The organism is bacterium (assembly GCA_023228325.1).
GTDB lineage: Bacteria > Auribacterota > UBA6266 > UBA6266 > UBA6266 > UBA6266.
Map to the genome: position 1 here is coordinate 274,698 of JALOBK010000001.1, position 24,771 is coordinate 299,468.

13 protein-coding genes are annotated in these 24,771 nt (G+C 43.0%); 2 read left to right on the top strand and 11 right to left on the bottom strand.

Annotation, left to right across the window (positions count from 1 at the left end; all coding sequences use genetic code 11):
- The 11 genes from M0R36_01320 to M0R36_01370 form a co-directional block, all read right to left on the bottom strand.
- Positions 1-11,541: a hypothetical protein gene (locus M0R36_01320; GenBank protein MCK9554450.1), complete on the bottom strand. Its 11,541-nt coding sequence runs from the start codon at positions 11,539-11,541 to the stop codon at positions 1-3.
- 192 nt (positions 11,542-11,733) lie between these two features.
- Positions 11,734-13,395, bottom strand: coding sequence for a polysaccharide biosynthesis tyrosine autokinase (locus tag M0R36_01325; GenBank protein ID MCK9554451.1), 1,662 nt, complete (start codon positions 13,393-13,395; stop codon positions 11,734-11,736).
- 9 nt (positions 13,396-13,404) lie between these two features.
- Positions 13,405-13,983: a polysaccharide biosynthesis/export family protein gene (locus M0R36_01330; GenBank protein MCK9554452.1), complete on the bottom strand. Its 579-nt coding sequence runs from the start codon at positions 13,981-13,983 to the stop codon at positions 13,405-13,407.
- Positions 13,984-14,027: 44 nt separating this feature from the next.
- Positions 14,028-15,329: an outer membrane beta-barrel protein gene (locus tag M0R36_01335; protein MCK9554453.1), complete on the bottom strand. Its 1,302-nt coding sequence runs from the start codon at positions 15,327-15,329 to the stop codon at positions 14,028-14,030.
- Between the two features lie 109 nt (positions 15,330-15,438).
- Positions 15,439-15,981: a hypothetical protein gene (locus tag M0R36_01340; protein MCK9554454.1), complete on the bottom strand. Its 543-nt coding sequence runs from the start codon at positions 15,979-15,981 to the stop codon at positions 15,439-15,441.
- Between the two features lie 68 nt (positions 15,982-16,049).
- Positions 16,050-16,688, bottom strand: a complete 639-nt coding sequence (locus M0R36_01345; protein ID MCK9554455.1) for a hypothetical protein — start codon at positions 16,686-16,688, stop codon at positions 16,050-16,052.
- Positions 16,689-16,710: 22 nt separating this feature from the next.
- The gene (locus tag M0R36_01350) at positions 16,711-17,256 is read right to left on the bottom strand and encodes a HAMP domain-containing protein (GenBank protein ID MCK9554456.1); all 546 of its coding nucleotides are present in this window, start codon (positions 17,254-17,256) and stop codon (positions 16,711-16,713) included.
- Between the two features lie 13 nt (positions 17,257-17,269).
- Entirely contained in the window at positions 17,270-18,121 is an 852-nt protein-coding gene (locus M0R36_01355; GenBank protein ID MCK9554457.1) for a peptidyl-prolyl cis-trans isomerase, read from the bottom strand.
- 39 nt (positions 18,122-18,160) lie between these two features.
- A complete protein-coding gene (locus tag M0R36_01360) occupies positions 18,161-19,612 on the bottom strand; it encodes a sugar transferase (GenBank protein MCK9554458.1) in 1,452 nt (483 codons plus the stop codon).
- A gap of 20 nt (positions 19,613-19,632) precedes the next feature.
- On the bottom strand, positions 19,633-20,916 hold the full coding sequence (locus tag M0R36_01365) for an O-antigen ligase family protein (GenBank protein MCK9554459.1): 1,284 nt from the start codon (positions 20,914-20,916) through the stop codon (positions 19,633-19,635).
- Positions 20,858-22,054: a hypothetical protein gene (locus M0R36_01370; GenBank protein ID MCK9554460.1), complete on the bottom strand. Its 1,197-nt coding sequence runs from the start codon at positions 22,052-22,054 to the stop codon at positions 20,858-20,860. The genes M0R36_01365 and M0R36_01370 overlap by 59 nt, the downstream gene beginning before the upstream one ends.
- Positions 22,055-22,289: 235 nt before the next feature.
- Here M0R36_01370 and M0R36_01375 point away from each other — a divergent pair, with 235 nt between their 5' ends.
- Positions 22,290-23,642: an O-antigen ligase family protein gene (locus tag M0R36_01375; GenBank protein ID MCK9554461.1), complete on the top strand. Its 1,353-nt coding sequence runs from the start codon at positions 22,290-22,292 to the stop codon at positions 23,640-23,642.
- The gene (locus M0R36_01380) at positions 23,639-24,769 is read left to right on the top strand and encodes a glycosyltransferase family 4 protein (GenBank protein MCK9554462.1); all 1,131 of its coding nucleotides are present in this window, start codon (positions 23,639-23,641) and stop codon (positions 24,767-24,769) included. The genes M0R36_01375 and M0R36_01380 overlap by 4 nt, the downstream gene beginning before the upstream one ends.
- The last annotated feature ends 2 nt before the right edge of the window (positions 24,770-24,771 follow it).

The window sequence follows — 24,771 nt, forward strand, 5'->3', positions numbered from 1 at the left end:
TTATAACACCTCCGCGCCATTGAAAGCAATACACGGCGTTAATTCGCCTGAAATAAATTTACCGGTGACGGAAGCCCGCAGATAAGCTTTCTTCCTGATCTCGAATTTTAACATTACAACCCTGAAAGCATTAAAATCGCCGGTTGACAGGCACCTGCTGTTGAAAACAAGACTCCCTTTATTATCGGTGTAAAGGACCGAATTCCTGACATTGCCGAATACATCCACAAACGAAACTATGATTTCTGTCTTTTGTTTTCTGAAATCATCGGGTATCTGCCAATTGATAAAAACGTTTTTCCCGTCAAGATTAACAGGGTTCCCTTTTGCATCGGTCAGGTCATAATATACGGCATAAGTGTCGCTCAGGTACAGGTCGGAGAGTTTCCTGGAATCAGGCTGCATCTTTCTCGTTATTTCAGGCGGGGCAACCATCCTGCTTTTCAGGTCTTCAGTTTTAAACTCTACTATTCCTTCCTGTATTTTTTCCTTCTGCTCTTCAAACCTCGGCTTTTCAAGCCTCGCGTTATCTATCTCATATTTTTCCTTATCTTTAATATCCCTCAAAGAATCGGATACTATCGAGAAACTTACTATTTTATCCGGCATAAAGTTCTCGGCGGTAAATATGTTTTTCTCCAGGTCAAGGGAATCAGGGGCAAACACAACCCGCGTAAAGAATTTACCTTTTTCCTTTTCATTCAGGGCGTCAAGGTACTTCTGCCCCTCTATGACTCTCTGCATTATCCTTCTTTTTCCCGTAGCATCCTCAAAAATAAAACTCAACACGTGCCTTCCCGGCATGCCTGTGGCAATCAGGAATACAACTTTACTGCCTCTCAGGTCAAAGGGAGAGCCTTTTTTATCCTTAGCGGAAACAAATTCATACTTAATTATAGTGTCAAGCCCTTCCGAAGAAGATTTAACAAGAGAGATAAGTTCCTTCTCTCCGGGGTTTAAATCATTATACAAATCTATAAAGTTATAGGCTTCCGCCTGTTCAAGAAGCATGTTCCTTGTAAACAGTATGTCATACTGGTAGTTTTCGGGCTGTTTTTTGATTTTCACAAATTCCCGGAAGTAAATTTTCCTGAACAGGTTAAACAACATCGATATATATTTGCTTCTGCGCCTTATCTCTATCTCGCTGAAATTAGAGTCGTATTTCCCGTCCACAAGATCTTCCAGTTCCTTGAAAAGCCTGCTCCTGAGCATTGTGGAAAGAGAAAACGGGTCATGGATTTCCCATATCTTTTCAACACCGGAAAAATCCACGCCGCTTTCCAGCGCCTTGCTGTATTCAACAAGCATCGCATCCCCTATCATATTTATCAGTATATCATCTATATTCTTTATCTCATCTTCAGAAAACACGCCGCCGATAGCCCCCATTACTATCCATGCCTGCCTCGCGAATTCTTCCGAACGGATATCAACAGGCTCATCCGGATTTATTTCGGCAATGGGTTTTTCCTTTGGAAGTTCTTCAAATGTCAGCCTTTTATCATAAATATAGAAGGAACGTCCCCTGTAATAATTGCCGTTTTCGTCCATGGGTATCAGCACAGAGTAAACAATGCCTCTTTCATCCATCATATTTACAATTGCCGTATTATCCCGATAGTAATATTTCCTGCTTACTCTCTCCCTGTCAAGAAGTCCGCCTTTCTCCACAATTTCGAGAATAGGCCCGACTTTCATCTCGGGGCTTTCAAAGAGCAGTTTCTTGCCGGTTTCGGTATCATAATCGACTTTTTTAATGAGTTTCCTGCCTTTATATGTCTTAACTTCACTTACTTTCTTTGTGTCTCCCTCATAATCGATCTCTTTCCTTATTCCCGTGGTCATATCTATCTCTCTGGAAAGCCTGTCCATCTCATCATATTTATATTCGGACAGCATCTGAATCTCGTCAGTCAGCCTGCCTACATCGGTTATTTCGCCTGTAACCGGGTCTATAAGGTTCTGGGGTATATACACCTTTACGAAATCCCTCACGCCGTCAAAAAATTCAAATCCGCCTTTTCCGTAATATGACTGGCTGATCGAATAAAGTTTTGTCTCGGGATTCCTTTCCAGGTATATAGTCACATAAGAGTCCGTATCCGGGATCTTCACTCTTCTTACATCCGGCTCATCTTCCGGATATTCAAACGTCCACTGGCCTCTTTCCTTGCCGCTGAGAACCACTTTCATCCTGTTAAACGAATAGGAATCTTCCGCAAGATCGGTTATATACGCTACACATTTCTGCCCTTCCTGCAGGGATTCTTCGGGAGGAACCGGTTTGCCGTCCCTTCCGCTTCTTGTGGTCATCTCTATTATAACCTGCCGGTCGTTCACGGGATAATATAGGAATTTATCGTATTCCAGCAGTTTTCCCTGTGTGCCGTCTTCATTCATTTCCCATTTCTTGCTGGCAAGAGGCATCCTGTTATAATCTATACCCGGGTACCTGGCTTCCCCGGCCCCGCTCAAAAATGCCACCGAATCCCATAATTCATTACCTTCCTCATCAATTTCATAGGTAAATTTCTGTATTGTTTTTTTAAGGAAATACCTGTTTTCCGTAACAAGGTAGATATCTTCCTCTTCAGGGCTGTTTTGCCTGATCAATATAGAAGTTTTTTCCGCTACCGGCGTTACGCCGCCTGTTTTCGGGTCAATCATAGTAAAATATTCCGTAACCGTGCCGTCTTCCTCATTGAACATCAAAGCGTCACACCTGTATTTCAGCCCTTCTCCCTTCGATAAAGGCACAGTAAAGATTTCCTGATAAAGAGGCTTGGCGTATATATCATAAAAGCCGAATGATTTATTTATCTTTTTCGTATCCTGTTTTGTCTGCACTATCCAGTTAAACCTGTCCGGCAATTTTAACTGATATACCCTTTCATAGCATGCCGAACAGTAAAATTTCGATTTTATGGAATCTGTCTCCCTGTCATAATATACTTCCGCCGCTTTCTCGTCATTGAAATCCATCAAAGACACCGGCTCCTTGTTTTTTTTCAAAGCATTCTTATCTATAGTCACGAATTTATAAGACTGAGGGACAAAATGTTTTTCCCGCCCGTTTTCATCTTTATAAACCCCGTTCGAATCAAGGGATATCACATCGCCGAGAAAATCTTTGTGGACTAAATAATTTTCGGTGATTTCAGGCTCTTTCCCGTCGACAGTAGACCATTTTTCAATTACGGTGGTGCTGCCGTCTTCATGATAAAGGATGCCTTTGTCGACTATAAATATCCTTATTATCTGTTCCGCCTGCCCGTAATCGTAGAGAGGTTTTTCCAGCAATTCGTCCGATTGAAGGAAATACCAGACGTCTTTGCTTCTGCTGTACCTGTCATAGACTATCCTGTGATACCTTTCCGCCGTAAGCTCTCCGTCCTTGTCATAAATCAGTGATTTCATCACGTTTTTATGGCTTTGCCTCCTGCCGTCGGACATCGTCACCTCAGCTTCAGGCAAAAACTCATAAACCTCAATCTCCTTTTCAACGGCGTCAAACATTACCTTGTAATAAAGTTTTTCCTCCCTGTCCTCTATAATCCTGTGCTCTTCGGTAACAACAAAATCTTTCTTCTGCTCGTCATATTCCTGTTTTACATAGAATTTGTATAATACTTCTTTGGGGAACCGGCCCGGGTCGGGCTTATAAGAAAAATTTCCGGGAAAAATAAATTTTTCGCCGTCAAACACGGTTCCGTCCCGCATAACCCGCGGTTCCGTCCTTTTTATCTCTTCTCCGTCCTTTTCGATAAGACTGCTTTCCATCCTGATGGGCTTGAACTCTTTCGGCCCGTCCGAATATTTAAATATCTCTGTCACGGAAGAATCCCTGTCATATACGACTTTGACATCTCCCCACGGGAGCATTTCCTCATAACGTATTTTATGAAGAGGCGTAGGCACAAATGTCGGGCTCCCTTCCGCCCCGTACTGTATAATAGTGCCTCCGACTTCCGTATAATTATGCCCGAGCCTGTCTCTTCCCGAACGGGTAATCATTTTAACACCGTCAACCATAACAAATCCGCCGAGTTTCATCCACGCGCCGGTGGAATAATCATGGTACTCGACCTGTTCCCACGCATCCAGGCCCGTTTCCTTATCTACGCCCCTGTATATGTAACTGCTTGTCATCATCAGGCGTTTCTTCTCATCTTTTCGGCCCAGGTTGGAAACTATGTATTCTTCTTCGCCTATCTCTATTATTTTTCTTCCCCTCTCATCTTTTTCCCCGGTTTCACGGGATTTATAAGCAGTCATGAACGTGTATCTCTCGGAAATACCGGAATCTTCTATAACCGATTCAACCAGGACATCCTTTCCGTAATCGGGCTGGAATTTTGAGTGCAGGCTCTGCCTGAACATCACTTTTCCGGACAGTATGTTATACCTTTCGCCTTCCATCCTTGTTACGGAATATGTTTTACCTCCGGCATCGGTATATTTATAGTTCGGCTCGAATTTATAGTATTCTTTCAGCACGGGTTCCGCAAACCCTTCGGTTGAAACCAATCCGTTAATCGATTTATTCAGCCCGGCTATCCAACCCTGAGAAAGTATTATCTCGCCTCTCTTATCAAAAAGGCTTACCCACGTCTCTTCGACTTTCCTGTTGGGCACTTCATCTATACTTACCATCTCGCGCGAAACAGTAAGTTTCTCCTTATTCCTTTCCTTATAAAGGTAAACGTCTTTTATTTTTTCGCCGAGTTTGTTGAATTCGCTTATTTCAAGCCTGTCGCCGAGCTTTACCATGACGTTTGTCCCGTCCGGCACTTCGAATTTATAGTCGCGTATCTGTTTCGGCTCATTCCACTCCTGAAACAGCCACCCCCTGACTTTATGCGCAACAGGGTCAAAAAGGCCCTTATAAATTTTCCGGGGATTCCTTTCATCCCGGTAAAAAAGCATTATTTCATTCGTCCTTTCGTCAACATAATAAATTATTTTTCTGCCTTCGGCGTCTAGGGAAGGAAAAGCTTTTAAATGGCTGTTTGCAAGGTGCACAGCGTCAAAGAGAGGATAATCGAACCCTTCGATAAATTTCCCGTCAGGGCCTTTCATTATAGGTATTATCTCTTTCTGCATAAACGCCAGGTTTTCCTCAAAATCATCCTCTTCTATAATGCCTTCTGTAAGGCCGGTAAACATATCGAGCACAGCTACCGCGGTTATAGCCTCATAAGTAATCTTTTCCTCGACTTTTATCCTCTTTTCCAGTTCTTCGATCCTTATCTCATCGCTCAAACTCCTGTTCTTTTTCTTCAATAACATTTCACGCTGCCGAATAAGATAACGCAGATATGCGGCCATCTCATTCCGGTAAAAATCTTCTGTTCCCGGTTCGGGGACAAAATTCTGCTCGCAAATTCCCTTGATCTTTTCAAGGCGGCTTAAATTGCCGTCGAGCTCCGCAGGGGAGATATTCTTCTCGTATATATACCTGAAAAACAAATCAAGCGCTATCGAATCAGTTCTGCTGTCAGGTTCATACGGCCTGCCCATAATCGAAGAAACTGTCTGGACGACTTCGACCCTGCTTGCTCTTTTCTGCTCATTGGTCTGCGGCAGGCATACCCGGTCAATAAGGTTCTCAAGCCGGACTCTCCATATTTCATAACCGGCTCCTCTCCTGCTTAACGTTTCAAACAACTCTTTAAGATGTTTCTCCACCTTATCGCCGGCCGTCATCCTGCTTCTGTATCCGGCCCATGTGATGTCTAAACTCCTTTCAAGGCAAACAAGATAATCGGCCATCCCCAGGACATTGAAAAGCAGCGGATAAGAACCTTTCTCGGGGTTATTAACCTGCCCGGATTTTTCCTGGGTCGTAAGAGGATAGAAGAATGTGCCGAAAAAATCGGGAAAAGCGGTATTAAGTCTCTTGTAATCTTTGCTGCCCTTAACCTCAAGGGCCAGATCATTATACCTCTCTAAAATCACCGGGAGCCGGTTTATCGCCAGTTTCATATGTTCAACGGCATCCGCCGTGTTTTGAATCTTATGTATTCTGCATATGCCGGCAAAAATCCGCACCCATTCATTTTCCTCGATGATATCCACCGAAGACGGCCCGAGTATTTTCAGTATCTCCTCAACCGACGAAATAAAAATACTGTCTTTTTCCCATTCCATTTCAACAGTCTGAGCTTTTAAATCACTGCCGGCATACGGCTCGATTTTAATATCCAGGTCCGTCTCTTCCACCCGGCTGACAGCCTCATCGCCGGTTTCCCGCGCGGACACCAGGTCTATTCCCATGGAGTTAAAAATCTCAGCCATCGCAACGCATCTGGTAAAATTATCTGCCGCGGCATCCATGTAAGAAGCATACGCCTGCTCCCACTGCTCGAGAGAAACTATCAATTCATCCTCGGTCGTATCAAAACGCCTATACCTTTCCAGCACGGAAGAAATGTTCGCCTGCGCTTTATCTAAAGCGTTTTTCCTGATATTGACGATCCTCATCCGGGTATCAACAGATTCCAGCTCTATTTCCAGCGTTCTTTTTACGGAATTCGACTGGGAATCCAATATTCTTATATTTTTCCTGTGCTCGACAGTAGCCTTTATGTTTTCCGAAGCCCTTTTACCCGCATCGAATATCGTCCACATCGCCGTCGCGCTCACATCTTTATTTTTTTCACTGCCGTCGTAAGAAACCCATTCGTCTTCCCTGTTTGTCACTATATCGGGCAGTGAAAACCATATCTCCACCGTAGGAATGAAGAAATTCAGGAACGGATCGGTCGCAACGCAATTTGCGCGGGATTCATCAAGATAAGCATTCATCATCTTCAGAGAAGGGTGTTTTTTCCTGTACTCTTTCCAGATATGGTTAAATTCCTTTTCAGTGACGGAATGGAGCTCAACCGGCTTCAGTGTCCCGTCAGGGAGTATATAAGCAAATTCACCCGTCTTTATCATATTGCCGATAATATGCTCTTTCAGCTTCTTCAGCTCAGTCTGCACATCGGCGAATTGCCGTTCTTTGTTGAACAGGAACAACTGCGCCCTGAAGAGTTTATCCTCCATCGATGAATCTTTCGCGTCGACAAGCATGGAAGAGGCAATATCTACGGCTGAGCGTAAAATATCTATTTCTTCCTGTATGCGCTCCAGTCTTGCGCTTTCATATTCATACCTCACAGCCAGGCTGACTATATTGTTTACTTCCTCAATAAAAGCTTTTCCGGATTCGGCCTCAGCCGCGCGGTACCTGCTGTCAGCGGCATACCACCTGCCGATATCTTCGGCTATATTCACCCTCCATTTGCCGACCGCCTGGAATGTTTCATCCCACTTTTTCCTGTCCTCAGACCTGTATGATAATAATATTCCGAGCCCGTCGCCGAGCCCGCTGATAAGGCTTTCCCATCTCTTAAAATCCTCCACGGAAGCCAGTTCGGCCGCGGACGCAACATCGGATTGGCGCGCGAAAGCCCCGAGTAATTCGCCGGCATTTACAAAATAATCATTCTCAATCAGAGAACAGATAAATTCGTTATAAGCATTTCTTAAACTGTCGCCGGCATCTATCAGCCTCGCTTTGGAGAAAAGTATGTCATAAGGGCTGATCATGCCTTCATTCAGGATATCAGCGGATTTCTCCTGGGAGCTTTTAAGCATTTCCGATGAAAGGCCGAAATAATCTATACTTACCCTCAATTTGTCCATTGCGTTGCGCAAATCATGCTTCCCGTCGTTTCTCCTGTGGTAAAGACCGGTCATTTCCCGGTTTATCATGTTATCCCATTTGCGGATTATATGTTTCTCCTTCCATACGTCGAAACCGAGTTTGCGCACCGTGTTCATAACGTAATCGCTGAAATAAAAACCAAGGTCGAGTTTCTTTTCTTTCTTGCCGAGTTCGGACAGGGAAAAAAACGATTCAAGGCCGATTGTTCGGTCCCATTTAATCATGTTAAGTATCATCTCCGCCTGCAGTTTCCTCAGCCGCAATATCTGAAGCCTCAGAACAGGATCAGGTTTTTCGACCGGCATATTGAAAGAATCCCTGTCCAATTTCTCAAATTCCGTTCCGGTAAGATGGGCTAATGTCTGTTTCGATATTTCAACATCTTTTTCAGCCTGAGACAGGTTAATCCTGCTCACTTTCAGGCGCGACAGGCAATCCAGCAAAGTCTCAGTGCCCTTATAGCGGTCATTTTCCAGCGCTTTTAACGCGTCTTCCCATGCGCCGGAAGCAGCCGAAGCATTTTTTAATTTAAGTTCGGCATCTATATAATTCTGATACGCCTTCAGCGCGTCATACCGGAGATTCTGCCTTATATACTCGTTTTCCAGTTCGCTCACCCTGACATCAAGTTCCAGGAACTCTATAAGATACTTCCATCCCATGCCTTTTGTCTGGACCGAAGCAAGCGAGTTAAAACTGATGTCTCCGGCCTCAAAACTGACATAAGGCGTGATTTTGGACAATAAAACCAGGGGTTTCTGCTTTGCTTCCCATAATTTCAGGCGGGCTTCTTCAATATCTATTTTTGAAAGCGCGAGGTCTCCGACTTCTTCGGATTCCCTGACAATATCATCGAGGACATCAGCCAGTTTATATTCCCCGACAAACCTTTCTTCTGTTACCGGCAGATCGAGCAATTTCAGGTCCCGGAGCCTTGCCTCATAATACGCTTTAGTCTCATTTAACGCGCAGACAGCCTCATCGCGCGCATTCCTGGCATCCATTACCTTCGAAGAATAAAGCACGGTGAAATCGGGAGGTAAAGAACCGGCCGCAAGTTCATCTTTTATTTTTTCGAGGCTTTCGTCAAACATATCCACATAAGAATCCATATCTTCTATAAGTGATTCAATCCGCGGTAAAGCGGTTTCGATAAGCTCTTTCTCTTCCCTGTATCTTTTTGAAGTCTCAAGATACTCCACCTGATGCCTTCTCATCGCCGTTCTTGCCATTTCAGCCGTAACTTCAAAATTATCAAGGTCAGTCTTCCTGTCTATCGAAATAATAGGTTTTATAAGCTGGGGCCATCCTAAACTTACACCGAACACATATACCCACGGGCCTGCCAGCGCCTCATCAACAACATGGCCCGACCATATGATACTCAGTTTTTTCTCAAGGATTTCACGGGGAATCCTTTCATCAAGGATTTCAAGCCCGGACAGGATATCTATAAATTCCTCAGGTGTCACCGGGTTTTCCGCGAGTTCATAATCCCTGTTAATATCCAGCCCGGTCGCTATAAAATCCCGTTTGATTTCTTTTTCCCTTATTTCACAGGCTATCACCCGCGTCTCGGCGATTTCCAGAGCGGCTTCCAGGCTTTTCCTGTTTTCGGATATTATGCTTCCCTGTCCCTGAAGGCTGCCGGTTTGCTCGCGGAACATTTCCGCTGTCCTGCGGAAAAACTCTTTTTTTCGCTTATTCGTAATGAATTCATTGTAATTAACATATACTTCCAACGCCCGGTTTAACTGCCATCTCCGGTACGCTGATTCATCCCTTTCGGCGGCTGTTTCCGCCTGTTTTACCCTGGCTGATTTTGAAGGGTCATACTTATAAAACAAGTCAAGCCCGTAAATTTCGCTGAAACCGGGGTTTCTTTTCAAATCAAAATCAAGCCCGAATTTAAAGATTACATTTATATCCCCCGATTTTTGCACATCTATTTCCGCAACACTCCTGAGCCACTCCAGAAACGCCGCCTGAGCCTGTTTCCCGTTTATAACACTGACCGAAATAATATCTTTCAGTTCTAAGGGTTGTCCATTCGGCTTGTCCAGGACCGCGTCCGCTCTTGACTGTTTTTCCCGAAGGACCGCTTCCAACCCCCTTTTAACGTTGGTGATGGCAAACAGCCCTCCTTCAAGTCTGCATTCTATGCCTTCTTTCTCGCATATTTCCTTCAGCAGCAGCTGTGTCCGAAGCAGTTTCTCTTCTTCTTTCTTCCTGTCATCGGCTTTCTTCACTTCCTGAAATGCCTGTATCCTCCGGTTCAAAGCGAAGAAATCCGTTTCTTTAAATTTATTCAGGAAATCGCGCCTGTCGAACGCCACTATATACTCGTCATCTTTCCTGACCGCAAAATAGATCTGTCTTACAGACCATTTATTTCCCTTTTCATCCGCCGCCGTTACGGCGCTGTCGATGAAACCGGGGCTGTCACATCTGAGCATAAAACCTTCTTTATTAAAAAAGACCCAGCCCTGTTCCAAATAGCTGTCTTCATCCGAAAGGGTTATGATCTTTTTCCCGGATTTAAAAAACCCGCTTTCCGCTAGCGCTACAGGTGAGTTTGAACCGAGCCCGGCCCCGATATAAATTTCGCGGTATTCTTCGAACGGTTTCTGGAAAAACATATAATCTATTCCCATATTCCCCATATCCGCGTCCGGCTTGACATAAGTCTTTTCCGGTTCCGCGCAAAACGCGTAAGAAAGATTGCCGTCTTCATCCGTAAAATTATATTTGAGCTCCGCTCTTCTTTTTTTGGCCTGCTTCAATGTAGGGTAAACACATATCCCGGACACCGAACCTTTGCCGTTAAACTTCAGTTCCACCATATAAACTTCTGCCAGCCTGTATAGCATACTTTTGCCCCGGTTGATTTTTTCATAGAGGGTTGAATTGAATATTCCCGGGTCCCTCCTGTCAAGTTCAAACCTGTTCCCTTTGATATCCGTCGAATAGTATCTATGCTGGTTTAACTCGCTGTCCCGGCAGGGAAAAGTGAAAACAGGAATAATATTCTCTATATTATGCCGGCCGGTAAAGACAGGGCCGGAACCCTTTGAAGGCAGGGCGCAGACAAATGTTTCCTTTCCTCCGGACGCAACTATGAACTCGGAGAATCCCGGCTTTTCTTTAGAGAAATACCTTTCTATATCGGGAAAATCTGAATCCTGCCGGGTTCGGGAAAGAAGGACATAAGGCGTATAACCCATCATCTGCCTGTAATAAATGATTTCTCCGCCGGAATTAAAAAACTGCCAGCCTTTGGCGTATAATCCAGGGATATTGCCGGCATCAAGAACTATAAATTCCTGTTTTTCATCATCAGACAGGACAACATAAACGGGGCCGTGCTTAACTTTATATTTCCCGCCTGTTTCCTTATCCCGGGCGTCTGTCGAAAGATAAAATTCTCCGGTGTCAGGCGCGACACAGACTTTCCTGCCGAATGATTTTTTATAGTAAAAATCATAATTATCAGGAATGTTTTCCCTGTTTTCAAACATTACCGGAGGCCCTTTACCGTCGCTCAGGACAGCAAAAAAACATCCCAGCGATTTGAAGGCCCGCCCTTCGGCATCAACCATATACGCCATCGAAGAGGCTTCGCCGACATCATAAGCTTCACGCTCAAAATCGGCATACTTGCGTTCGGCATCACTGGCCCGACTATCTTTCAGGAAATCGGAAAAAATATTTGTTTCGGGCAATACCTCTTCGGCAAGGACAAAAAGAGGGCAGGACAATATCGAAAAGGAGAGGATAACCGGTATAAGAAAACTATTTTTGGATAAAGTAAACCTGTCTTTCAAATTGTAAACCTTTTATACATCTTCCGGATAACATTTAAGGCAACTGGGTTTCGATTCAGGATGCATTAACAAAGATGTAATTAAATACAAATAATATATGATTTATATTTTTCTTAATTTTAATATAAACAGAGGATTTCTCAAAGACTATTTTTACGGCAGCAAAATGCGGAATATAGAAGAGGAAATATTTTAACTGTTATAATAATGGGAATGGTAGTAATAGCCGGCTGATTCGCCGTTCTTAATCGATACCTTATTCAATATCACCCCCAGAATATTGATTTTAGAGTCTTTCAGGGTCTTTGCCATGCGGTGAAGGACCTTGCGCGAAGTCTTGCCTCCCTGAATGACTATAATCAACTGGCCGGCCAGTTTGGAAAGCATAACCGCGTCCGTAACGACCGCCATCGGGGATGAATCGAACAACACGATGTCAAAACTGTTTTCCGCGGCGCTTATAAATTCCTTTATCCTTGCCCCCGACATAAGTTCGGAAGGGTTGGAAGGGCTTAAGCCGCAACTGACCAGATAAAGGTTATCAATATCCGTTTTCTGCACCAGCCCGTCAAACGGCACATGAGCAACAAGAAAATCGCTCAAACCCTTTACATCTTTCTTTTTAAAAATACTTTTTTTGTTAAAAAACTCCTGTAACCTCGGCCTTCTCAGGTCGGAATCAACCAGCAGGATTTTTTTGCCGCTTTTGGCAAGGACAATGCCTAAATTGCACAGATTTGTTGTTTTCCCCTCCTCAGGCCCCGGTGAAGATACAACAATGCTTTTCGGAGACCCCCGCTCTTCCAGAATATTGAATATTTTGGTCCTTATATGCTTAAAAGCCTCTACCGAAGGCCCTTTTGGAGTAACATGAGCCAGCAACCCCTTATCGAATTTCCTGAATCCTTTTTTTACTTTTCCTATCTCGGGCACAACACCGAGCAGTGTCCAGTCTATACTCTTCTCAAGTTCATCAACAGTCTTGATGTTCTCATCGAGATATTCAAAAAAGAACGCAATCCCTATTCCGCCGAAAAGCCCCAGGATAGCCGCGAGCATAATATTCAAACGTTTCTTGGGTTTTACAGGCAGCAGAGGCACTTCCGCGGGATCCTGGATGCTGACATTATTGGGCTTTAACCCCTCAAGAGGATATTTTCCGCTGGAAGCAAAATCGTTTTCTATCACTTCAAAATCAAACGTTGAATTCTTAACGGCTTCTATTTTTTTAACAACTTCGTTTATTTCTTCATGAAGCCTTATCATTGCCGGATGTTTATCTTTATAAACCTTGCTGTATTCCGATAATTTCGCTTCCATTTTCAGGTATTCGTTCTTCAGCAGGTTCATCATCTCATTGCGGCTTATGTAATAAAGGTTTCTTCTTACATACAATTCGGCAATCCTGTTTGCGATAGCCGCCGCCATAACAGGGTCGGGGTTATCAACATTCAGCGATACCAGCCTCGTATCCCTTATGGGCTCGATTTTTATGGTCTTTAAGAAGGATTTAACAGGGTCTTTGGCTTTCGTGTATTTTTTGTTTTCCCCGAGCCTGAATTCATCGAAGACTTTTTTCGCGAGCAGGCGCGACTGGATAATCTCTATCTGGCTCTGGTAATACTCCTTATATGTGTAATAATTTCTTGAATCCAGGGAAACCATCCCCGAGGTCGTTAACACATCGGGGCTTTCAATATCTATAAGAAGTATTGCCGTGGCCCTGTAAACGGGCTTCATCAGGAAACTGCCTATAGTTACAAGGCATACCACAGTAACAAAAAACAGTATAATAACGCCTGAGTGCCTCTTTATCACCCTCGCGTAATCTTTAATATCAACCTGCTGTTCCATAATCCGCCTTTAGAAAAAGCTTTCGGGCACAAATATAACATCGCCCGGCCTGATAACTATATCTTTTTCTTTCTGACCTTTCTGGGTTATATCCTTAACGGGAATAATAATTGTTTTCTTCTCCCCGTTTTCCATTCGCATTATTCTCGTGGTATTGACGCTCGCGTCTTTGGTGAAACCGCCCGCCATGGCTACCGCTTCCAGCAGGGTTGTTTCTTTCTCATCCGGCATATCATACTTCCCCGGGTTTTTTACCTCGCCAAGGACCGAAACCTGACGCGGATGATATTCTTCTATAAAAATCAGCACCTGAGCACTTACAAGATAATCTTTTTCGAGAAGTTCCTTTATAGTGTTTTCAAGCTCCTGGACAGTCAACCCTTTCACATATAATGTCCCTATAAGAGGAAAGGTGATATTCCCGTCGGCAGTAACTCTTGTCTGCGTTGTAAGGTCCGGCTGTTCATGGACGGTGATTTTCAAAACGTCTGTCGCCTGCAGTTTATATTCCGTAGACTGAGAATAAAGGAAAGAGGAACTTAAAAATATTAAAACAAAGAAAAGCTTTAAAAAAATGTTTGTTTTCATAAAGTATATCTAAAATATGGTTTTAGAAACCGGCAGGGTCAGGATTAAAAACCGACTGTTCCTTTCACCGTTATAATATGATCTTCAAAATCAAAAGTGTCAAATTTTGAGTCTCTCTGTTTATACTCATACATAGCTTCCAGCGACAGCCATTCCCTGACATCGTAGCGCAGGCCGCCTCCGCCCCCGAAAATATGGTCATACCTTCTGGCGGTCTCAGTTCCCTCTGTAGTCTCTTCCGGATACCAGTTATACTGGTAATCTCCGTAAAGGTTGGCGGAAACTTTATCATTAAACCAGTGAGTGTAACTTAAGGAAACAAAATTCACGTTATAGTAGTTTATATCCTGATAAGTAGATTCATAAATACTTCTCTCAACATTCAGTGTGAAAACATCATCTTTAGACGCTTTAAACTCAATGCCGCCCTTGCATACAAAACTGAAAAAATCCTTATCCACAACATAGTCCGAACTGTCATATTTCTGGTAACGCAGGCCAGCCCTGCCGTTAATCGTGATTTTATCGGTCAGTTCCCCCTTAAGTCCGACAAGGTCTTCCGTGTACCACGAATCGGAACTGTACCTGCTGTTATACCTGTAAAAGCCAAGGTCGCTTTCAACCAGGAAAGAAGTTTTCGGGGCGAACCTGTAACTCAACGTTACATCAACAACGTGCAGTTTCCTGTCTTTATCATCGTATGTCAGGGGCCCGGCGATTATTTCATCATTCAGGTAATCTTCTATCCCGAAGGTATAACCGATATCATAGGAAAGCTGGTCAAAAGCGGAAGATACACCCGCCCTTAAATGATTATGCTGCTGTCTTATCCTGTTGGTGTCTTCCGAACCGGAGCGGTCGGAAAATCTCCTGTACATCTCGCTGACATTCACCCTGAAATTTGTAAAATCAAGAGCCGCAAGGCCTCTGATGGTATGGTCTATGTAATCTTCCCTGTCATACCTCGCGAAGAAATAAGCGTCCATCTTATAATCAGCGCTTAATTTATGCTCCTGAATAGGAAGTTCAATCCCGATTGAAGGGCTTAATTTTGTTATAAAATCTTCTTTTTCATCATCTTCCGTAAGAAAAATGTTTGAATCCCATTGTTCCTGGGCTGTAAACGCGGCGTGAAGAAGGAACGGGTCCGCTTTTAATCCTTCCCTGAGGGGCAATTCATTGTTTGTCAACTCAAACTTCGTAACGCTTCCCAAAATACCTGACCTGACAGGGAGCGTTTCTTCAATACGAGTGGTCCTGTCTTCGCTGAGAGTTTCCGCTATGGCAATGTTGGCAAGTAAAAAGACAACTGAGAACAGCAAGAAAAGATATCCCGTTTTTCTCATAACATCCTCTGATTTAAGAAGTTAATGTAACTATCCATAAAAAAACAAATTCCCCCGAAGCAATTATCTTATCAATTGCGCAGGGAAAGTCAAGCAAGAACACTTAACCTTATGACTGGCTGGCGGGTTCTTCCGTAATTCCGGGCCCCCCGAAAGGATTTATTCTCGGCCGGTCAGGAAGTATATACGCTTCGGCTATCGCTACCGATTTTATCGCGTTTATAAGCTGCGCCGCCAGTTCTTTCGAAACACAATCTTCAGGTGTTATCTCCGGAACTTCTATGCCCGACAGGCTGCATATTGTCTGCAGTTTTTCATCAAAAGTCAAACCGTCCGCTTTAGTGCAGATAAAATATATAATGTCTGTCAGATCCTGGGCGTCTATACTGTCGCCCGGATTTGCCTGCGCAAAATAAGAAGAACTGAGAGATGCGAGCATATTGGAAAGCACCTCATAATATTCTTCATCCGAAAGCACTTCCGTCCCCACAGGAGGCTGTATATTGAGCGCTTTTGTAAGCATCTCGGCAAACTCGACATTGGTAACGGCATCAGGCGAATCGCAGGAAGCGGCATCTTCCTCCCCGTAAGAATATGCGCAGAAAAACGCCAATCCTAAAGCAATGGCCGTTAAATATGTTATCTTTCTCATAATCTACTCCTATATCGCTTAGTTAAGGTATTTATATAACATATTATCCGATTTTTGACAACTATTATTTAATCTTCAAGGTGTTCATCAACATAAATTGAAAGCATTTCCCTTATCTTCTCAGGCGGCCGGACTATAAAATAATGGTCTACAATAACATGGCCCATCTCATGGACAAGCACGGAATCGCTTATATCCGCCTCGGTCGTGTATATTGTCCTGAACTTATGGATGTAAAAAGCCTGGTATTTCCGCTTCTCCCCGAAAATATAATAATACTCTTCGCCTAACTCCCTGCTGTTCCGGAAAACGACTATTTTAATATCCTTGCACCTGGGCGCCATTCCAAGCAGTTGTTTCGCCTTATTAAATATGATATCCGTCCTGTAAGCTATTTTTTCCTCGTAATCCTTTAGATAAGAAGGCGTAGGCTTCGCGCTGAAAAAGAAAGACCTTTTTCTTAGTTTCTTTTCCATTGATTTCAGGTTTGCATCGGGCCTCACATATATTGTAAAATACGCGCTGTCTATCTGTTTCCAGTCTTTATCCCTTTCTAAAAGGTTCTCCTGCCTCAACAATGTGTCGCCGGAAGAAATAATACATTTTTTCTCAGCCATAAGAAATGAACTGACAATTACGGCAAAAAACAATACCGCGAAAACCGCCGGATAAAACTTACTGTTTTTATTCAGGATGTCGTTACGCATTTGTATTATTCCGTCACATTATTCAAGTTGAAAATTTAGAAAGAACCGCTTTTAGTTTAGCCATGTTTTCGCCGGATTCTTTGTCCGTCCGGGATTTTTCAAGTTCATTGACCGCGTCCTTGATGTCCTGGACATTGCTCTTTAATTGCAGTGTCATTTCATCAAGTTCATTGGAAAGGGATTTTATTTCATCCAGTTCCCTCACGCTAAACCTTTTTTTCAGGTTTCCCCCTGTTATATCCTTGATCTCCCTTTCTATCCTCTTCAAGGGCCCGGCAATCCTGTTTGATGTGTAAAGCGTTAAAATTATTGTTCCCAGCCCCACTGATATCATCACGACCGCCCCGCTCATTATGACAGCGGGAAGGATGAAATCGGCGGTAGTTTTCATTTCAAGGCGGGAATTGATAAATGCCGTTGTAACAGTAGAGCGGGTCATCGCGTATATAAGCAAACCCGCGAGAACAGAGCCTATTACAACCAGGACGCAAAAAGTAATAATAAACTTCTGCTGGAATTTAGCTTTTGTAAAGCGTCTTTTTCTTTTATGGACCTTCTCCGTTTTCATAGAAAATTCTCCGTTAATCCAGATTTATTTTATCAAGCAATTCTTCATTCACTTCAACTTTTGCCTTGCCCCTTACTTCCAGCGCCCATAATTCCATTGCCATTTCCTTCTTTTTCTCAAGGATATTTTCCTTTATCTGCTGTGAAATCTTCTCTATCGGCGCGATATCCCTGACTTCTTCCTTTGTAAGTCTCATTACAACCCATCCGTTTCCATATCTTACGGGAACGCTTATTCCGCCCGGCGTCAACTCAAAAAGTTTGTTTTCCATCGAATCGGGCAAATCCCCGGCGACCCACCAGTCCGCGGGCTCATCGGAAAGAATATTATCCTTCAGTTCTTTTTTAACTTTTTCAAAGTTTTCTCCCGCCGCCGAAAGTTTATCCGCTGTTTCTTTTGAAGAAAGAACCGTAAGTCCGGCAAACATCTTCCGCCGCATCTTCTTGTATTCATATAATATTTCGGCGTCTTTAACCGAAACATCCCCCGTGATTTCCGCGGCTTTCCTGTTCAGGAGCAGTTTCAGCAGCGCCTGCTGCCAGTAATGTTCGATATCCCGCATAAATTCCTTATCTTTGTCAAAATTCAGTTTCTGCGCTTCCTGGAGAAGGATGTTTTTCATAACCAGATTTTCCAGAATCTCTTCTTTCGCCGTCGCCGGATCTTTTGAGAAATACCTGTCTATTAAGGGATATTCCGCCTGCTCCTTGAATTCTCCGACCGTAAGCCCATAACCATTGATAGACGCGACAACCTCATCATCGCTTAACCGCCCGGCCGGCGTTTCCGTGATATCCTTTTTCGAACATCCGTTAACAAATGCAACCGTAACCGCGATTACAACAAAAACTAAAAATTTTTTCATATTTATATCACCTTCCCCCGGTTTAAAATAATTCAGCCCTTAATACGCTCCTTTACCGAATATTACGACAGGAATCGTCCTCATCAAAATCATAAAATCAAGCCACAGTGACCAGTTGTCCAGATATTTCAGGTCCAGCTTCATCCATTCATCGAAACCTATTTCGTTCCTGCCGCTTATCTGCCACAGGCATGTAAGCCCCGGCCTCATCGATAACCTTCTCATCTGCCACGGTTCATATTTTGCCACTTCCTTCGGTATAGGCGGCCTGGGCCCCACCAGGCTCATCCTGCCCGTAAAAACATTGAAGAGCTGAGGCAGTTCATCTACGCTGAATTTCCGCAGCAATCTGCCTACCGACGTAACTCTCGGGTCTTTCTTTATTTTAAATACGGGGCCGGTCATAATGTTTTTATCGGTCACCGAATCAATATTTTTATGGGAACCCTGGTACATCGTCCTGAATTTATACAGTATGAATTTTCTGCCGTTAAGGCCGACCCTTTTCTGCAAAAAGAAAACAGGACCTTTTGAAGTCGCTTTTATCAAAACCGCGCAAAACAAAAACAGCGGGCTGAAAATAATTATACATATAGCGGATACAACAATATCAACGGCCCTTTTCACAAAAAGTTCCCATTCCTTGGCTACGGTGGTATCAAAGGTAATGAGAGGAACCCCGTCAAACTCGGTTTGCCTCGCCCGGGCAATCTTCAACTCGAATAAATCAACGGCGACTGTGGCTTTAATGCCTTTGGTTTCGCATGCGAGTATGGCTTTCTCTATGTAATTCAACCTTGAGCGCGGAATGACAAAAATAACCTCGTCCACTGTCCACTTGTTCAATATTTCCCCTACATCTTTTAAGGAACCCGCTATATCGCTTTTATCAATATCTTTATGTTCTCTTCCGGGCTCATCATCAATTATCCCGAGTATCCTGATGCCCCATTCCCTGTGTTTCTTTATCCTGTCTATAAAATCTCTGGCTCTTTTCCCCGTGCCTACAATCAATATCCTGCGGAAATTATACCCTTGCTCGCGAGCATAATGCATCATAGAGAATAAAATCAACTTTTCCAGATACAGGAAAAACGAACCGCAAATCACAAATATCGCGAAGAAAAGCCTGCTGACATATTTGATTTTAAACAGGAATGCCACAGTGGAAAAAGCGACTATCAGCAAGACAGCGGATTTTATGATTACCCACGCCACTTCAAGGTATGATTTTGTCCTCATCGAGTGATACATGCCGCTCGTATAAAGCATGGCGCACCAGAGGGGAACAACCACAAAAAGCACTATCAGGTAATTCGCCATCGCTACGGGAGGCCTTGAAGCCAGTTCAACAGAAGGAAAAACATCAAACGTATAAACAAGATGAAAATGCCGGCGGAGGAAAAAAGCGAAAAGGAAAGAAACGGCTATTACGACACCGTCCAGAAATATTAATACACGCCTTATGACTTCGTCTTTTTCTTTTAACACTTAAAATCAACTCCCCTTTTTCAGGAAAAGTCTTTCTTAGCCGGAGTTTCGCTTGCTATAAAAGCCATACAGATTATAAATATTATCATATTCGCCGGTATATGGAAATTGAAATCCACAAGGCCGTGGATAGATAAACTAAAAATTCCGGCGGCGCACCCCAAAACAACGGAATTGCCCGAAGCAAACCCCTTATAAATAATTATCCCGAGAATTATCAGCATCAGGGGCAAAGCCAGGATACCCATCTCAGCCGTCATATGCAAATAATCATTATGCGCGAAATTTGCCCTGTTGTTAAGCCCCTCAGGGCGGTATCTTGAAAAACCCCATACATAGGTTCCGATACCTGTTCCTGTAACAGGGTTCGCCTTTATCATATCCAGGCTTCCCTTCCATATAAGAAAGCGCGTGGCCATAGACGCCTCACCTGATGGGCCGCCGCCAAGCTCCTCAAAACTTTTTATCCTTTCCGAAACAGCACCATCATTGTAATAGGCAAAAGCAAAAAGGCACACTATAATCAGAACAATAAAAACCAAACTTTTAAGCGGGACCATATTTTTCCTGACCATAGCCGCATACATAAAAAACAAAGCCGCTCCCAGGCTTACCCACGCCCCTCTCGACTGGGCCAAAATAAAAGCCGCCGCCATTATTGCCAGAGCTTCGATAACCAGCAATTTCAGAAACGGCCCGATATTTTTATAGCGGATAACAACACCCAGCGTCAGGGGTATAGACAGCTCGAGATACCCCGAAAAATGGTTATGGTTTACGTAAGTAGAGGCAAGAAACTCCGCCGGCCCCCACCACGGATGAGGGAAAAGCCCGAAATACTGCAGGAGCCCGTAAACCGAAAGCCCCGTCGCGCTTAAAATGATAACCGCGGTTAAATACCTTCTTAAAGGCCGGCTGTAATTCCCGATAATAAGATAAAACAGCCCCGCATAACACACCAGCCGCAGTAAAGCGTAAAAACTGTCGTGCTTATATATTGAAAAAACAAATGAAACAGCGGCAAGAACTATAAAACCGAAAATTGAAAGGTTTAAAGCCTTTGGGCTGGCTGAGAGATTCAACTTCTCATCCGAATTGACAACTTTCATCAGCCACAAAAAGATAAGCAACACAATCACAAGCAAAACCGGCGTAATAGACCATATTCTCACAGAACCGCCGCGGGCAACCGGCGGAAAAACAATCAGAAACGTCAACCCAGCATATAAAATAAAATCGTATATTTTATTCAGCGCTTTCAACCCAGGCCTCTCCGATATAAAGGTTTCGGTCTTCTTTCTCATTTCCCCCGTCGTTGATAAACATTATGCTTATAATTTTATCCCCGCCATCTGAATCAATATCAAAAGAATATTCTTTCCAATCTAAAGTGTCTACAAATGTCTCCCCAATGATTTCATCATCCAACAAAACAACCATATATGGCCACATATCATCTGATTTTGTGCCTCTGGCGCATATGCTAAGTTTAGCTCTGCCGGAAGGAAATTCGGCGGCTCCAAAAATAATGCCGTTAAAAAACATATTCCCGTGGGCAATATCCTGCTCTCCCTGTTCCGATACCCCAAGCCAACTTCCGCTATTAATCGTTTTTGTATTTAGCTCATCTAAACCCGAAAGAAGGTTTTCTTTTATTTCTTTGATTCGAGCCATTTTGCTATTTAATGACTCTGTATCAAAGGCCCGTCTTAATTCCTGTATCTTATTATACTGCTCTCTCCATTGCCGGATTAATTCAGCTTTTTGGGTTATAAACAAAAACAACAATTCATTCGCTGACAAAACATCCGGCGTGATTTCTTTAAGGACAGAATACTTTCCTGTCAAATCCCACACCATGGGATAAACATAAATAGAATACCACGGCCTTTTATTTAAAGAATATCTCAGGCGTCCTGTAATGAACTTTTTATCTTTGTCATCCAGCTCATCATATATGCGCATACCATCATAACCGATTATATATGAAGCATTAAAGCCGTTGGGGTCATTTTCATAAGCTTTCCTAAAAAACCCCATCGCTTCCTTTGACAACTTACCAATTGTTGAAGACCTTTTGTCCGTTATATCCGACAGCTTTACCTTTATTCGGGCAATCTTTAAGGGATATTCCTGCCAGCATGGATTTAAGGAAGATGCTTTGGCATATAAATCCCCCGCTAAAAGCAGTAATTTTTTGGCATCCTTTGAGAAATCGCTCTGATACAGCAGGAAATCCGCATAGTCTGAATAGCGGCTTGAATCAAAAGGGTTTGTTTTTATTGATTTCCAGAAAAAACTTTCCGCTTTATTCCAGAGATATTTATCCCTGTGTAATTCGGCCATCTCCCTATCGCAGAAAGAGATATAATTCTGAATTATCGCGAATACAAGCAATGCGGATACTGTTAAAATTGCTATATTTAAAACAAATCTTCTCATTGTTTTTTAATATTGCTACTTAATCCTTATCTGAAATACCCCTATTAAATATTCTTAAGTATATTACAATATATGGTATTATAAATAGAGTTTCAGGTGTTTTCTATATTAATTATTAAGCCTTGCTTAAAAATAAGAGCCTTTAATGAAATTTTTTGAACACTCCGTATATTATAACAATAAACTTCTGCTAACATTTTTTGCAGCCGTTTTTTCCGCACTGATACTCATTAATATGGGAAAAATCCAGACCAAATGGCTGCTGGCCTTTATTATGCTGGTATCATTCCCTATTTTCGTGTTTATCATCGGGTCATTAAAAAAATCCCTTTTAGCAATACTTATCTTCAGCTTCTCTATGAGAATGGATTTTAACCCGTGGTACAATAATTCAGGTTTTGGGATACCCGTTTCACTCTCCGGTTTAATAATACTCAGCCTTTATGCCTTATGGTTTTTTGAAGTAATGCAGAAAAAAGAGCGCCCGAAATTATTCCCCTCCATCACCATTCCGATAACATTATTAGTCCTATGGTCGGGCCTTTCTTTTCTGGTAGCGGCAAAACCCTACAATGTCTTATATGGTTTCGTATTTGCCATGGAATTCCTGCTTTGCTATTTTTACATCGCTAACCTGTCCGATTCAAAAAGTTATATGCCTTTCATCCTGAACTGCATAGCCTTCACGGTAATATTTTCATCCGCTATAGGTATTATACAGTACTTTTTCCCGGGACGTCTGAATCTTCAGTTTCTCGGATGGGAAGACGACGCCTTAAAACTGAGATACGGAAGCGCGCTGATAATCAGGGCTGTCGGGTTTCTCGGGCACGCAAACGCCCTGGCAAAATTCTTAAACTGCTGGCTTCCCGCATTATTCATATTTTCTTTTATCTCGGAAAAATCAAAATATAAAATATTCCATATGGCCTCTTTTTCTCTCGGTGTTTTAACCCTTATTCTGACTTTTTCAAGAGGCGGATGGCTGTCTTTCTTTTTCTCGATTATCTTGATAATGTTCATACTGATGTCCAGAAACGAAATAAATATAAAATTCGCCGGGATTGCCCGCATACTAATCGCGGTAGCGGTTGTAATCATAATCGCGGCGTTGCCTTTCTACCGCCACATACAACAAAGGCTGAAAAGAGATGATTATGACGCCGCGGCAAACAGAATTACACTGGCAAAAACAGCTTTCCAAATAATAAGGGAGCGGCCTCTATCCGGAACCGGCCTTAAAAATTACGAGTCTATGACATCCTATACTCCTTTTGTCGGCAATACACCTACCGTACACAATGTCTATCTTCATACAGCGGCGGAACTTGGCATTCCGGCGGCTTTAATATTCATATATATCTACATAGCGTTCTTTTTTAAAGGATTTAACGCGCTTAAGCGCGGCGACAGGGTAGTGGTTTTATTTATCCTCGGATTAATCGCGGGCCTTGCCGCGAATTTTCTCCACGGGATGTTTGAACTCGGCAATATAGGAGACAGCGCTTTCCTGCCTGTCGCTTTTATAGGAGGCCTCATAATCTGCCTCAAAAACTCACCGGAAGAAAATGGGCAGGATCAGGTATGAAAATAGCCATAGACGCCCATTGCATAGGCAAAAACCTCGCGGGGAATAATACTTACACAATAAATTTAGTCAACAATCTGCTCAAATTATATCCCCGACATAAATGGATAATTTACATTTCTCCCGCAGGAAAAACGCTCATCACGAATAATAACTCCAATGTGAAATTAATAACCCTAAAATCCAAATCGCCCCTACGGCGCTATCTTTTTGAAATGCCAAAATCATTAAGAAAAGAAAAACCCGATGTCCTGCACATTCAATACCACGGCCCGTTTTTCCACAATTGCCCGACAGTCCTGACAGTGCACGATATAAGTTACGAAATATTCCCCCGTTACTTTACCCTTCCGGAAAGATTAAGACTTCATTTTTCCGTTCCTTACTTTATCAAAAAAGCCAACAGCGTAATCACCGTTTCCGAATACTCAAGAAAAGATATGATTAAAAAATACAAGATTGAAGAAAATAAAATAAAAACCGTCTATAACGGAATAGACCACGATTTTTATACCGAAAAAACATCTCCTGAAGACACAAAACTGCTGACGGAAGCAGGCATAAAAAAACCGTTCCTGCTTTCTGTGGGTTCTCTTCAGCCGAGAAAAAATATAGAGGGCATTCTGCTTGCTTTAAAAAAAATATATAAATCTTTGCCGGAACTACGCTGGATAATCACCGGCCCCGAAGGATGGCTTTCCGGCGGGATACATAAAACATTCAAAGAAAACCCGGAATTGCACTCCATAATAAATTTCACGGGATACGTCCGACCCGAAATGCTCAGGGCTTTATATCGTAACGCCCTAGCTATGATTTATGCGCCATTCTATGAAGGATTCGGTCTGCCTGTGCTTGAAGCAATGGCATGCGGGGCACCTGTAATAACATCTAATGTTACTTCCCTGCCGGAGGTTGCCGGAAATGCTGCCCTATTGGTAAACCCGAACAACATCGGCGAAATTGCAGAATCAATAAAAAAAGTCTGGCTATCGGAAAAACTCAGGAGAGAAATGTCTCAAAAGGGAATGGACAGAGCCCGGAATTTCAGCTGGCAGAAAGCCGCAGAGGAAACTTTTTCGATACTGGAAAGTGCTGTTAAAAAAACACAAAAAAACAAGATTTAAAA